Origin of the sequence: Ensifer sp. 4252 (assembly GCF_050434565.1) — a bacterium.
GTDB lineage: Bacteria > Pseudomonadota > Alphaproteobacteria > Rhizobiales > Rhizobiaceae > Ensifer.
The window spans coordinates 63,420-76,648 of record NZ_JBNDIU010000021.1 but is presented as its reverse complement, the minus strand read 5'-3'; the positions used below and the strand labels follow the sequence as shown (position 1 = coordinate 76,648).

Below are 13,229 nucleotides of genomic sequence, written 5' to 3'. Positions count from 1 at the left end.
CATCCAGCTGGCCCAATTGGGTAAGTTCAGGCATTTAAGGAGACTTCGATGACATCGATCGCGTTGTTTGGTGCCGGTGGCAAAATGGGCTATCGGCTTGCCAAGAATCTCAAGGGTTCGCGCTTCGATGTCCGGCATGTAGAGGTCAGCGAAAGCGGCAAGGCGCGGCTTTCCGATCAGCTCGGCATCGCCTGCGTTTCGGCGGAGGCGGGTCTCTCGGGGGCTCAGGTCGTCATTCTGGCTGTTCCCGACACCGCGATCGGTAAGGTCGCGGCCGGCATCGTCGACACGCTGGAGCCGGGCACGATGGTCATCGCGCTCGATGCTGCAGCACCGTTTGCCGGCCACCTTCCGCAGCGCGCCGATCTTACCTATTTCGTCACGCATCCCTGCCATCCGCCGATCTTCAATGATGAAACGGACCCTTCCGCCAAGCGCGACTTTTTCGGTGGCGTCGCTGCAAAGCAGCACATCGTTTCTGCTCTGATGCAGGGCCCCGAAAGTGCCTACGCTCTCGGCGAGGAGATCGCCAAGGTGATCTGGGCGCCGGTCATGCGGTCACACCGGGTCACGGTCGAGCAGATGGCGCTGCTCGAGCCGGGGCTTTCGGAAACTGTCTGCGCCTCGTTGCTCGTCGTCATGCGCGAGGCCATGGACGAGTGCGTTCGCCGCGGAGTTCCCAAAGAGGCGGCTCGCGACTTCCTGCTCGGCCACATGAACGTGCTCGGTGCCGTGATTTTCGAGGAGACACCGGGGGTCTTCTCCGATGCCTGCAACAAGGCAATCGAGTTCGGCAAGCCGGTGCTCATGAGGGATGATTGGACGCGCGTGTTCGAGCCTGCCGAAATCGCAGCCAGCATTCAACGCATCACCTGACATGAGGCGGGCGCTGCCCGCCACCTTAGGGCGTCTCGCGGCGCCCGAACGAAGCGATCGCACGGAGGGCCACTTTCAATGGAGGGGTGGTCGAGGAAAGCCTGTGCCTAACTGGGAGGAGAATATGAGAGTTGCCCGAAGATTGCTCACCGTCGGCTTCGTCGCCGTCTTGGCTGCAAGCGCCGCAATGCCGGCTTTCGCTGCCGACCTCATTGCGATCATCACACCGAGCCATGACAATCCGTTCTTCAAGGCGGAGGCGGTCGGCGCCGAGGCCAAGGCCAAGGAACTTGGCTACGAGACGCTGGTTCTGGTCCACGATGACGACGCCAACAAGCAGTCGCAGCTTATCGATACGGCCATCGGCCGTGGCGCAAAGGCGATCATCCTCGACAATGCCGGCTCCGAAGCATCGATCGCCGCCGTCAAGAAGGCCAAGGACGCAGGCGTTCCCTCGTTTCTGATCGACCGCGAAATCAATGCGACAGGCATTGCCGTCTCGCAGATCGTCTCGAACAATTATCAGGGCGCGCAGCTCGGTGCCGAAGAGTTCGTGAAGCTGATGGGCGAGAAGGGAAATTACGTCGAGTTGCTCGGTCGTGAAGCCGACCTCAATGCGGGCATCCGCTCCAAGGGCTACCACGACGTCATCGACGAATTCCCGGAGATGAAGATGGTCGCCCAACAGTCTGCCAACTGGAGCCAGACCGAGGGCTATTCCAAGATGGAGACGATCCTTCAGGCAAATCCGGATATCCAGGGCGTGATCGCCGGCAATGACACGATGGCCATGGGCGCGATCGCGGCACTTCAGGCCGCCGGCCGCAAGGATGTCATTGTCGTTGGTTTCGACGGCTCCAACGACGTGCGCGATTCGATCAATGCGGGCGGCATCAAGGCGACCGTCATGCAGCCGGCTTTTGCGCAGGCACAGCTCGCCGTCACCCAGGCGCATGAGTACATCACGACCGGCAAGGCTCCGGCCGAAGAAAAGCAGCTCATGGACTGCGTGCTGATCACGGCAGACAACGCCGACAAGCTCGAGACATTCGCGCTCTCCGAGTAACTTTTCCCGCGATAGCGCAAGGCGGCCGATCCCCGCCTTGCGTCCTATAGTCATAACGGAGAACGGGAATGCCCAGGTTTCAGGCTGCATGTGCACTCATGCTTGCCGGTGCTCTTGCGCTTGGCGGCTGCAAGCTCGTCAAGACCGAGGATGAGCAAAGGCAGGCGGCAGCAGGTGCTTTCAATCCCGACAGGCTGGTTGCCGATATCTGGGATGCCAAGGTCATTCCCTACCTCGATGGTCGTGCCGGCGCCTTCCAGAAGGTCTCGGCGCTGACCGCGACCGATCTCGGTGCTGCGGCGGAGAAATACGGCCACAAGGAGAAGCAGGGCAACGCGCCCTGGACTTTTGCCGCCAAGATCGACGGCGTGATCGTGGGAGTGGAAACGAAGTCACGCGCGGCCTATGTCGATGTGGATGTCGACGGCGACGGCAAGGCGGATGTGCGTGTCTCGATAGGCCCGGCAATTCGCGGCACAGCGCTGCGAGACAGTCTCGCGTTCGTCAATTTCAACGAGTTCAAGAACCAGATCGAATGGGCGCAATACGGAAAGTCGTTCAATACTCATGTGAATGGCGCCCTGCTTGAAAAGCTGCCGCGCGACGGTCTGACCGGCAAGAAGATCAAGGCGACCGGTGCCTACCCGTTGCCGGCCAAAGGCCAACTGCCGCAATTCGTGCCGGCCACCATCACCGTTGGAGGCTGACCATGAGCGGCATCGAGGACGGGGACGTTATCCTTGGACTGAAGGACATCACCAAGGCCTATTCCGGCATAGTGGCGCTCAAGAAGGCGGACCTCAAACTCCGGCGCGGAGCCGTAAACGTACTCGTCGGTGAAAACGGTGCCGGCAAGTCGACGATGATGCGCATCATCGCCGGCGTTGAACGACCGACGCTGGGTGAAATCTGGCTGGACGGCGAGCGCATACACCTCGACAGCCCCGCCGATGCTGTGCGTCACGGCATCGGCATCGTCTTCCAGGAGCTGAACCTGTTCGGCAATCTGTCCGTCGCCGAGAACATTTTTGCGACCCGTGAGATGACCCGCGGCATTCGCGGTATCGACCACCGCGCACAGGTCGAGAAAGCCAATGAATTCCTCAACCGCCTGGAAGCGGGGATCTCTGCCGAGACACTTGCCGAGGACCTGCCGATCGGTCAGCAGCAACTCGTCGAGATCGCCCGCGCAGTATCGCTCGATACCCGCATCCTGATCATGGACGAACCTACTTCGGCGCTGAGTGCGGCCGAGGTCGAAGTTCTCTTCCGGGTCATCTCCGATCTGAAGGCGCGGGGTGTTGCTATCGTCTACATCTCGCATCGGCTGGAGGAACTGATGCGTATTGGCGACTACATCACCGTTCTGAAGGATGGCCAGATCACCGGCCATGCCATGGTCAAGGACATCGACACAGGCTGGATCGTCCGCTCGATGATCGGTTCGGACGCCAAGGATTTCGCCAAGCAGGTCGATCACGAGCCGGGCGAAGAGGTCTTCCGCACCGAGAACATCTGCCTGCCGAGGGCGCAGGGTGGCTTTGCCGTCGATCACGTTTCGATAGGCGTTCGCAAGGGCGAAATCCTCGGCATCTACGGTCTGATGGGCGCCGGCCGCTCGGAGCTTTTCGAGTGCATCATGGGTTGCCATGAACACTATACCGGCAAGATCTATGTGGAGGGCCAGGAGCTCAAGGGCCGCGATACGACCCGCCGCATTCGCAACGGGCTGGCTCTCATTCCCGAAGATCGCCAGCGCGAGGGTCTGGTGCAGTCCATGTCGATCGCCGACAATCTGACCATGGCGAGCCTCGGTCAGTTTCTCAGGGCCGGGTTTCACATCGACATCGCGCGTGAAGCCAAAGCGATCAAGGAGGCGATCCGCAATCTCTCGATCAAGGCGAGGAACCCGGAATTCGAGGTGACGTCGATGTCAGGCGGAAATCAGCAGAAGGTCGTGATCGGGAAGGCACTCATGACCAATCCGAAAGTCCTGTTGATGGACGAGCCGAGCCGTGGGATCGATGTCGGCGCAAAGGCCGATGTCTTCCTGACCATGCGGCGTCTGGCGGGCGAGGGCCTCGCCATTCTGTTTTCCACCTCCGATCTGGAAGAGGTCATGGCCCTTTCCGACCGCATCGCGGTCATGAGCAACGGCCGGCTGGTGACCGTGGTCGATCGCAAGGACGCCACCGATGAGATGATCGTTTCGGCCTCCGCAGAGGGACATAGAACCAAAAGGATGCATGCGTGATGACGACAGCAAGTCAAACTGCCGCCGCCGATAGCTTTTCCAGCGGGTCGGCGCTCCTCACGGTCATGAAGCTGAGGACATTCATCGCGCTCTTTGCGGTGATCATCTTCTTCTCGATCTTCGCGCCGAACTTCCTTTCAACCGGCAACATGATCCTGATGACAAAGCACGCGACGCAAAACGCGTTCCTCGCGATCGGCATGACCTTCGTCATCATTACCGGCGGTATTGACCTGTCGGTCGGCTCGATCGTCGGTCTCTGCGGCATGATCGCCGGTGGGCTGATCATGTACGGCGTGGTCCTGCCGCTCGGCTACACGATGTACTTCAACGTCATCGAGGTGGCGATCATCGTCGCCGTCGTCGGCATCCTGATCGGAGCGATCAATGGCCTGCTGATCACTCGGTTGAACGTCGCCCCGTTTATCGCGACACTGGGCACCCTCTATGTCGCGCGCGGGATGGCCCTGCTTTATTCGGACGGCCAGACATTGCCCAACCTCACGGGGCGTGAGGATCTTGGCAACCAGGGTTTCAGCTATCTCGGCTCGGGCACGATCCTCGGATTGCCCGTCTCTGTGTGGATACTGGTGGTGGTTGCCTTTGGGGCCGGCTATTTTGCCCGCTTCGTGCCGCTTGGCCGGCATATTTTCGCCGTCGGCGGCAACGAGCGCGCTTCGCGCATGTCGGGCATCCGCGTCAACCGCGTCAAAATGTTCGTCTACATGTTCTCCGGTTTCTGCGCGGCAATCGTCGGGCTGGTCATTTCGTCGGAACTCATGGCTTCGCATCCGGCAACCGGCACCAATCTCGAACTCAATGCCATTGCCGCGGCCGTTCTTGGTGGTACATCGATGTCAGGCGGGCGCGGGACGATCGGTGGGACGATCATCGGCGCCTTCGTGATCGGCATTCTCTCTGATGGATTGGTGATGATGGGCGTCAGCTCGTTCTGGCAGATGGTGATCAAGGGGCTGGTGATCATCGTCGCAGTGGTAGTGGACCAGGCGCAGCGTCGCCTGCAGCAGCGGGTCACCCTCATGCAGATGGCAAAGGCGGGCTGAGCATGGGCAGGATCAAGGGCGCGCTGATCGGCTGCGGCTTCTTTGCAGTCAACCAGATGCACGGCTGGCAGGACCTGCCGGATGTCGAGATCGTGGCGATCTGCGATCGCGATCCGGAACGGCTCCGGATCGTCGGCGACCAGTTCAAGACATCGAGGCGCTACCTGTCGGCGGAGGCGATGTTTGCCGATGGCGGTTTCGATTTCGTCGACATTGCCACGACCGTTGGCAGCCACCGGGCACTTGTCGAACTTGCCGCATCCTACAAGGTACCAGCGATCTGCCAAAAGCCATTCGCACCGACGCTTGAAGATGCCGAGGCGATGGTCAAGGCTGCCGACGAGGCGGGCATCGCCCTGATGATCCACGAGAATTTTCGGTGGCAGACGCCGATGCTCGCGGTGAAGGCGGTGCTCGCGAGCGGGGCGATCGGCGTGCCGTTCTGGGGCCGCATCTCATTCCGCTCCGGCTTCGACGTTTTCTCCGGCCAACCTTACCTCGCCAAGGGTAAGCGCTTCATCATCGAGGATCTCGGCATCCATTCGATTGACATCGCCCGCTTCCTGTTCGGCGATGCAAGCCGCATGACCGCCCGCACGGCGCGCATCAACCCGGCTATCGCCGGCGAGGACGTTGCAACCATGCTGCTCGACCACGACAACGGCATCACCTCGATTGTCGATGTCAGCTATGCAACCAAACTGCCGGAAGAACCCTTTCCGGAAACCTTCGTGGAGGTCGACGGCAGCGAGGGTACCCTACGCCTCGGCAAGGACTACAGACTTACCGTCCACTCCTCAGGCGGCACCAAGGAAAGCGTCGTTGCGCCCAATTTGCTGCCCTGGGCCTTGCGGCCCTGGCACAATATTCAGGAAAGCGTCGCGCTCATCCAGAAGCATTGGATCGAACGGATCGCATCCGGCCAGCAGCCCGATACTTCGGGCCGGGACAATCTAAAAACCTTCGCGCTGGTCGAGGCTGCTTATCTCAGTGCAGAGCGCGGCGAAACCATTGCCGTTGGAGACCTGCTGGCATGAGCCGAAACATGCTCCGACTTTATGGAACCGCGGAGCGGGAGCCGGTGAGCCGGACGCTTGTTGCCGGCGATTTGAGCGTGGAACTGCAGAACGGCAATCTGCGCGGATTGCGTTTCCGCGGTCATGAGGTATTGCGCGCCATCTCCTTCCTCGTGCGCGACAGGGATTGGGGCACCTGCACCGCCTCAATCAACGATCTCGCAGTGACGGAACAGGAGCGCGGCTTCTTGCTGCATTATCGCGCCCGCTTTACCGCTCCATCAGGTGCAAATCTCGATTGCGACATTTCGATTTCCGGCACTTCAGATAGTGTGACTTTTTCTGCCGACTGCGTCAGCGACGCGGATTTCGAGACCGCTCGGGCGGGCTTCGTCGTCTTGCATCCGGTCGTCGGTGTCGCTGGAGAGCCGGTTGAGGTCAGACACGGCGACGGTAGCATTGAGCAAGCTCGATGGCCCGATGAGATCGAGCCCTGGCAGCCCTTCAAGGATATCGCCGCGATCACGCACCGCGTTGCACCCGGCATTATGGCGATAACGGAATTCGTGGGCGACGTCTTCGAAATGGAGGATCAGCGCAACTGGACGGATGGTTCCTATAAGACCTACGTGCGACCGCTGGCTCTGCCCTGGCCCTACCTTGTGCGGAAGAACGAGCCCTTTAGTCAGCGGATTTCTGCGCAAATCCGGGCAGAGGAGGGCGCGGCGCCGGCGGTTAGAAATTCGGATCTGATCGCGATCAGCCTGGTGCCGACAAACAGCCGGTTCCCGGCGATCGGCATAGGATTGAGACCTGAGTGCCGCGAGGAGGAACTGGCTTCGCTCCACGTGCTGACGACGGTTGGCGCTAAGCATCTGATCGCCCATTTCGATCCCGGCGCCGGGCATGGGTTAGAGGCGTTGAGGGGCTACGCGGCGATCTCGGCGAGGTCCGGCCTGAAAGTAACACTGGAGCTTGCCGTGCCGTGCGTGCGGCCTGTCGAAGAGGAGATGGCGGAATTTGCCGCCCTCGTCGAGCGAGCGGGTCTTGCGCTCGATACGCTGTTCGTCTGTCCGTCAGTGGATCGGCAGTCAACGCCGCCCGGCCGCGCGTGGCCGGAATGCCCTGATCTCGCCGATGTCTATGCGGCCGCGCGCGCTGCCTTTCCCGGCGTTCGGCTTGGCGGCGGCATGATGAGCTATTTCACCGAACTCAATCGCAAGCGGGTGCCTTCCGATCTGATCGACTATGTCAGCCATTCGACGAACCCGATCGTGCATGCGGCCGACGATCTTTCGGTCATGCAGACCTTCGAGGCATTGCGCTACGTCATCAGCACCACCCGCGCGATCTATGGCGACAAACCCTACCGCATCGGCCCCTCGACGGTCGCCATGCGCCATAACCCCTACGGCAGCGCGACGAAGGAAAACCCGGCAGGGTCCCGAATTCCGATGGCCGATACCGACCCGCGGCACAATGGCCAGTTTGGCGCGGCCTATACGTTGGCCTATGCCGCGACAGTGGCAACGGCGGGGCTGGAGGTGCTGACGCTTTCGACCCTTGCCGGTCCCTTCGGGCTTTCGGCCGGCGATGGAGAGGTGACGGCGAGTGGAGAACTTCGGCCGCTGGCGCGTGTGCTGGCGCGCCTCGGTGCCATGTCACATCAGCCAATGCATGCGGTCGAGACGGCGCGACCGGACGCGGTGCTTGGACTGGCCTCAAGCGAGCGGTTGCTTGTTGCGAACATCACCTCTGCGGCCCAATCCATCGTCTTGTCCGCCAAACCGTTCAAGGTTGCAGTGATCGCTGCCGAAGGGGGGGAATTGCCGGCACAACAGCGAATTACGCTGCCGCCCTACGGCTGCGTCGAGATCGTGCTTTGAGCGCTATTTCTGACCCTTGAGGGCGTAAAGCGCGCGGGAGCGTTCCAGGTGTTTGACCATGGCCTGCTCGGCGAGATCGGCGTCGCGGCTTTCGATGGCGCGGATGATTTCCTCATGCTCCGAGAGCGTGAAATTCTCGCGACCGGTCCAGATGAGCATTTCCGTATGATAGGACTTGAGCCATCCCAGCATTGCTCCGCTGACCGCAGCGAAGATCGGGTTTCCGGAAATTCGGGCGATGCACTGGTGAAATTCCATGTCCGCGTCGATGAAGGCGTCCGCATCGCCGAGGCTCTGCTTCTGCTTGTCGAGGAGCGCGCGCAGTTCGGCGATCTGCGTCGGGGCCGCCTTGTCCGCTGCCTCGCGAACCATGCCGCGCTCGAAGAAGATGCGCGCGTTCTTCAGGTGCTCCAGCAAATCCGACGAGCCGGACAGCATCAGTTTTGCCGGCAGGTCGACCTGTCTGATGATGGATTCGGCCGTGATGCGCAGGACCTTGGCGCGCTCGCCTTGCGAGATTTCGACGAGACCTTTCCCGGCGAGCGCCTGCATCGCCTCGCGTATGGCCGGGCGGCCGACACCGTAGCGTTCCATGAGTTCGCGTTCGGAGGGCATCTCGTCGCCCGCTTTCAGCTCACCGGTTTCGATCATCTGCTTCAGCCGCGCGAAGACTTCATCGGAGAGTTTTTTGCGGACGATCGGTTCGGAAATGACGTTCATGAGTCACCTGATTTGGACAGGTCTGAATATGCATCAAGTTCCATCGCCGCAATAGCCTTGCCGGAGACGACTTGCAATAACATAAATACTCATTATACCAGTTGGCGCACCTTAACAAGCATGCCGCCATGTGGTGGAGGAGAAAACGTGATCCGCCTGACTTATCGCATAGAGACGCCCGGCTCGGTGGAGGCGATGGCGACAAAGATCGCCAGCGATCAGTCGACGGGCACCTTCGTGGCCCTGCCAGGCGAGACGGAAGAGCTTAAGGCGCGGGTGGCCGCCCATGTCGTTGCCATCCGTCTCCTGTCGTCGACCAACCATGCCTCCTTTCCCGATGAGGCCGGAGGGAACACGCATTTCAATCGCGCAGACGTCGATATTGACTTTCCGATGGATGCGGTTGGCACCGATCTCGCCGCCCTGATGACCATTGCAATCGGCGGCGTCTATTCGATCAAGGGCATGACGGGCATTCGCATCGTTGGGATGAAGCTGCCGCAGGAATTCGCTGCGGCCCATCCGGGCCCGCAGTTCGGCGTGCCCGGCAGTTTCGCGCTGACTGGAGTGAAGGACCGGCCGATCATCGGAACCATCGTCAAGCCGGCGCTGGGGTTGAGGCCCCACGAGAGCGCCGCGATGGTCGGCGATCTGATCGAGGCGGGTGTCGACTTCGTCAAGGATGATGAGAAACTGATGAGCCCGGCCTACTCGCCCCTGAAGGACCGGGTGGCCGCAATCATGCCGCTGATCCTCGATCACGAGCAGAAAACCGGCAAGAAGGTGATGTATGCCTTCGGCATCAGCCATGCAGACCCTGACGAAATGATGCGCAACCACGACATCGTGCTGCAAGCCGGCGGCAATTGCGCCGTGGTCAACATCAATTCGATTGGTTTCGGCGGCCTTGCCTTCCTGCGTAAGCGTTCCGGCCTTGTGCTGCACGCCCACCGCAATGGCTGGGATATTCTCACACGCCATGCCGGCCTTGGTTTCGAATTTTCCGTCTGGCAGCAGTTCTGGCGGCTGCTCGGCGTCGATCAATTTCAGATCAACGGTATTCGCGTGAAGTACTGGGAGCCGGACGAAAGTTTCGTGCGGTCCTACAGAGCCGTCAGCACGCCGCTCTTTTCCGAGAGTGACGTGGCGCTGCCGGTCATCGGCTCGGGCCAGTGGGGCGGACAGGCGCCGGATACGATCGCGGCCACAGGTGGATCCACCGAGCTGCTCTATCTTTGCGGCGGTGGCATCGTCAGCCATCCGGGCGGACCCGGTGCCGGTGTAAAGGCCGTCAAGCAGGCTTGGGAGGCGGCGGTTGCGGGAGTACCGCTTGGGACCTATGCGAAGGATCATCCGGAACTGGCGCAATCGATCGAAAAGTTTGCCGACGGCAAGGCGGCCTGAATGATGTCACGCCCCCTGATCAGCTACTACGGCGACGATTTCACCGGTTCAACGGATGTTATGGAGGCGCTTGCCTCAAACGGGGTCGATACGGTCCTGTTTCTGAAAGTGCCTGACAATGACCTGCTGTCGCGCTTTTCTGGCGCGCGCGCCTTCGGGCTTGCCGGCACCAGCCGCAGCGAAACGCCGGCGTGGATGGACGCGCATCTCAGTGAAGCCTTCGCCTGGCTGAAGATGGTCGATGCCGAACTCTGCCACTATAAGGTCTGCTCGACCTTCGATTCCGCGCCGCATGTCGGAAACATCGGCCGGGCGATCGAGATCGGGCGGGCGGTCTTCGGCGAGGAGACGGTGCCACTCATCGTCGGCGCGCCGCAGATTCGGCGCTATACGGCCTTCGGTGAACTCTTCGCCGCCTATCAGGGCCGCAACTACCGCATCGATCGTCACCCTGTGATGTCGCGCCATCCGGTCACGCCGATGGACGAGGCCAATCTGCTGCTGCATCTTGCACGGCAGACGAAGCTGTCATCGGCGCTCGTCGATATCGTCTCGCTTCCTGGCGCGGATAGGCCGGAGAAGGCTGATGTGCTGCTCCTCGATGTCGTAGACGAAGCAACGCAGGCTGCTGCCGGTGCGCTGCTATGGAGTAAACTCCGCCGGGAGAGCCGCTTCGTCTGCGGTTCCTCCGGCGTTGAGTACGCCCTCATTCCCGCCTGGCGCAATGAACGGCTGATCGGAAACAAGCCGGTCTTCGCCGCGGTTGGCCCAGTCGATCGCATTGCCGTCGTTTCGGGTAGTGTTTCGCCGACGACCGAGCGGCAAATTCGCCATGCATTGGCTAACGGATTCGGGGGTGTCACGCTCGACCCGGTCGCGCTCTCCGGCGACGGCCGCGCGGCGGCCATCGCCACGGCGGTCGGAGCCGGCCTGAGCGTGCTGGAGAGCGGCCGAAGTGTCGTTCTTTACACGGCGATGGGGCCATCCGCCGATCGTGGCGTCGAGCTCGATTCATCCACCGGCGCGCGCCATCGGCTCGGCAAGGCGCTTGGTCGTATCCAATCCGAACTCGTCGCGCGCGCCGGCCTTTCCCGCGCCGTGGTCGCTGGCGGCGACACCTCCAGCCACGCGCTCGGCGAAATGGGCATTTTCGCCCTCACGCTGAAGATGCCTCTGCCGCAAACACCTGGTTCACCGCTTTGCGTCGCACATGGTGGCCCGGCAGAGGGCCTCCAGATCGCACTCAAGGGCGGCCAGGTGGGAGGCGACAACTATTTCTCCATGATCCGGGCGGGCGAGGCGTAACGGCTGGTAGAGCCAGATGTGTGGGGCCCGAGGCATTTGGTGCGTTTGGCGGTAGCTGACGCTGCCTTTCAGATCGAAGCTTCCCATGTTGCGATTTGACCTTCGAGCCACTGGGTGCAACGACTTATGGATTGCGCACCAGAAAGCACTATGAGGGCAGTGGAGATTCGTCGATCGGCGCATGTCTAGCGGCCCATTTGGCAACATCAGCCTTCTGGGTGCTCCCACAGGATTGCCTGGCAACAAGGCTGCAAGGCAATCTGGTAGTGCCGGCGGCAACGCCGCCTGCCGTCGGAGAAGTCCGCCTTCTCGCGGAGCTTGCCGACGATAATCGACCCTTCCGCCCCAGCGTTCTCAGCGATCTGATGGATCGGCGCCTCGACGGCCCGCCGGACGGTCTCGATCCCGACTTTCTGGCCTGTTTCGAAGATTGCTCATGAAAAGTGGGGTCGGTGTTATACTAAATACGCAAATTTAGTATAACTTGCGCGTCTACCATTCCTTGATGGATCGCGCGCGCTGTACTGAAAACTCCGATTTAGTACAGCGAGGCAACATGAAGCAGATCGATCTCATGTATCGCACCATGACCGCCGAACTCGGCCAACGGCTGCTCGATGCTTCCTTCTCGGCCGACTTCCCGGTTGAAGGCCGCTTCGTCGGGGTCAACAACAAGGGCCGGAAATACTGGTACTTCGACCAGCCGCCGGAAGGGGAAGGGTATCGCCAACAGCGCCGATATGTTGGACCGGCCGATGATCCGGAGATCGACAAACGGGTCGAGGACTTCAAGGCGATCAAAGACGATGCGAAAGCTCGCCGCAAATTCGTCTCGACGCTCGTTCGTGAGGCTGGTTTGCCGGAACCGGATCGCTTTACGGGCGATGTCGTCGAAGCTCTCGCCAATGCCGGAATCTTCCGCCTGCGGGCCTGCCTCGTTGGATCGGTCGCCTTCTCGACCCATCTTGGCGTCCGTCTGCCTGCTGCGTCATTCCAGACCGCAGATGCCGACTTCGCCCAGGACTATGCGATCTCGGCCGAAGTAGGTGACAGCCTTCCACCTATTCTCGAAATCCTGAAGGGCCTCGATCCGACATTCCGCCCGGTCATGCATCGCTCGGGGTCACTGCGTGTGACCGGCTTCATCAATCGCAGCGGCTACAAGGTCGAGTTCTTGACCGGAAACAGGGGACCAGATGACCACATGGACAAACTGGCCGACATGCCCGCCCTTGGTGGAGCCTCGGCCGAACCGCTGAGATTCCTGGACTTCCTGATCTATGAGCCGATCAGAGCCGTCATGCTGCACAAGTCAGGCATCAGCGTGATCGTACCAGCTCCGGAGCGCTACGCGATCCACAAGCTGATCGTCGCCAGCCGCCGCGTCGTCGACACGCTTGGTTCCGCGAAACGAGACAAGGACTTGAGGCGGGCCGTTCTCCTGTTCGAAGCACTCGATGTCGCCAATCGGCTCTATGAGCTGTCGGACGCACTGCACGAGGCATGGGAGAGGGGAGAGGCCTGGCGCTCCGCGATCAAGACCGGGATCGGCTACATGAGCCGCGCTGATCGGGCGAAGACGGAAGCATTGTTCAAGGAACTCGGCGTCGATCCATTCAAGGAAGACAGGTAGGGGCG

At 61.1% G+C, this 13,229-nt stretch carries 11 protein-coding genes; 10 read left to right on the top strand and 1 reads right to left on the bottom strand.

Annotated features, from left to right (window positions below):
* Positions 1-48: 48 nt before the first annotated feature.
* From ABIE33_RS28265 to apnL, 7 genes are all read left to right on the top strand, one after another.
* On the top strand, positions 49-876 hold the full coding sequence (locus ABIE33_RS28265; protein WP_429131222.1) for a phosphogluconate dehydrogenase C-terminal domain-containing protein: 828 nt from the start codon (positions 49-51) through the stop codon (positions 874-876).
* A gap of 124 nt (positions 877-1,000) precedes the next feature.
* On the top strand, positions 1,001-1,942 hold the full coding sequence (locus ABIE33_RS28260) for a D-ribose ABC transporter substrate-binding protein (protein ID WP_429131220.1): 942 nt from the start codon (positions 1,001-1,003) through the stop codon (positions 1,940-1,942).
* Positions 1,943-2,010: 68 nt separating this feature from the next.
* Positions 2,011-2,649 carry a DUF2291 family protein gene (locus ABIE33_RS28255; protein ID WP_429131218.1) on the top strand — a complete coding sequence of 213 codons (639 nt, stop codon included), beginning with the start codon at positions 2,011-2,013 and terminating at the stop codon, positions 2,647-2,649.
* Between the two features lie 2 nt (positions 2,650-2,651).
* The gene (locus tag ABIE33_RS28250) at positions 2,652-4,196 is read left to right on the top strand and encodes a sugar ABC transporter ATP-binding protein (RefSeq protein WP_429131216.1); all 1,545 of its coding nucleotides are present in this window, start codon (positions 2,652-2,654) and stop codon (positions 4,194-4,196) included.
* Complete coding sequence (locus tag ABIE33_RS28245; protein WP_429131214.1) at positions 4,196-5,260, top strand: ABC transporter permease; 1,065 nt, start codon at positions 4,196-4,198, stop codon at positions 5,258-5,260. The genes ABIE33_RS28250 and ABIE33_RS28245 overlap by 1 nt, the downstream gene beginning before the upstream one ends.
* 2 nt (positions 5,261-5,262) lie before the next feature.
* Entirely contained in the window at positions 5,263-6,297 is a 1,035-nt protein-coding gene (locus ABIE33_RS28240) for a Gfo/Idh/MocA family protein (protein WP_429131213.1), read from the top strand.
* Positions 6,294-8,162, top strand: a complete 1,869-nt coding sequence (gene apnL, locus ABIE33_RS28235; RefSeq protein WP_429131210.1) for a D-apionate lactonase — start codon at positions 6,294-6,296, stop codon at positions 8,160-8,162. The genes ABIE33_RS28240 and apnL overlap by 4 nt, the downstream gene beginning before the upstream one ends.
* Positions 8,163-8,165: 3 nt before the next feature.
* Here the strand turns inward: apnL and ABIE33_RS28230 are convergent, their stop codons facing one another.
* Entirely contained in the window at positions 8,166-8,882 is a 717-nt protein-coding gene (locus ABIE33_RS28230) for a transcriptional regulator NanR (RefSeq protein WP_429131208.1), read from the bottom strand.
* A 147-nt stretch (positions 8,883-9,029) separates the two neighbouring features.
* Between ABIE33_RS28230 and oiaX the strand changes: the two genes are divergently transcribed.
* From oiaX to ABIE33_RS28215, 3 genes are all read left to right on the top strand, one after another.
* The gene (oiaX, locus tag ABIE33_RS28225; protein WP_429131206.1) at positions 9,030-10,286 is read left to right on the top strand and encodes a 3-oxo-isoapionate-4-phosphate decarboxylase OiaX; all 1,257 of its coding nucleotides are present in this window, start codon (positions 9,030-9,032) and stop codon (positions 10,284-10,286) included.
* 3 nt (positions 10,287-10,289) lie between these two features.
* Positions 10,290-11,591, top strand: coding sequence for a four-carbon acid sugar kinase family protein (locus ABIE33_RS28220; RefSeq protein WP_429131299.1), 1,302 nt, complete (start codon positions 10,290-10,292; stop codon positions 11,589-11,591).
* 556 nt (positions 11,592-12,147) lie between these two features.
* On the top strand, positions 12,148-13,224 hold the full coding sequence (locus ABIE33_RS28215) for a nucleotidyltransferase family protein (protein WP_429131204.1): 1,077 nt from the start codon (positions 12,148-12,150) through the stop codon (positions 13,222-13,224).
* Positions 13,225-13,229 lie beyond the last annotated feature (5 nt).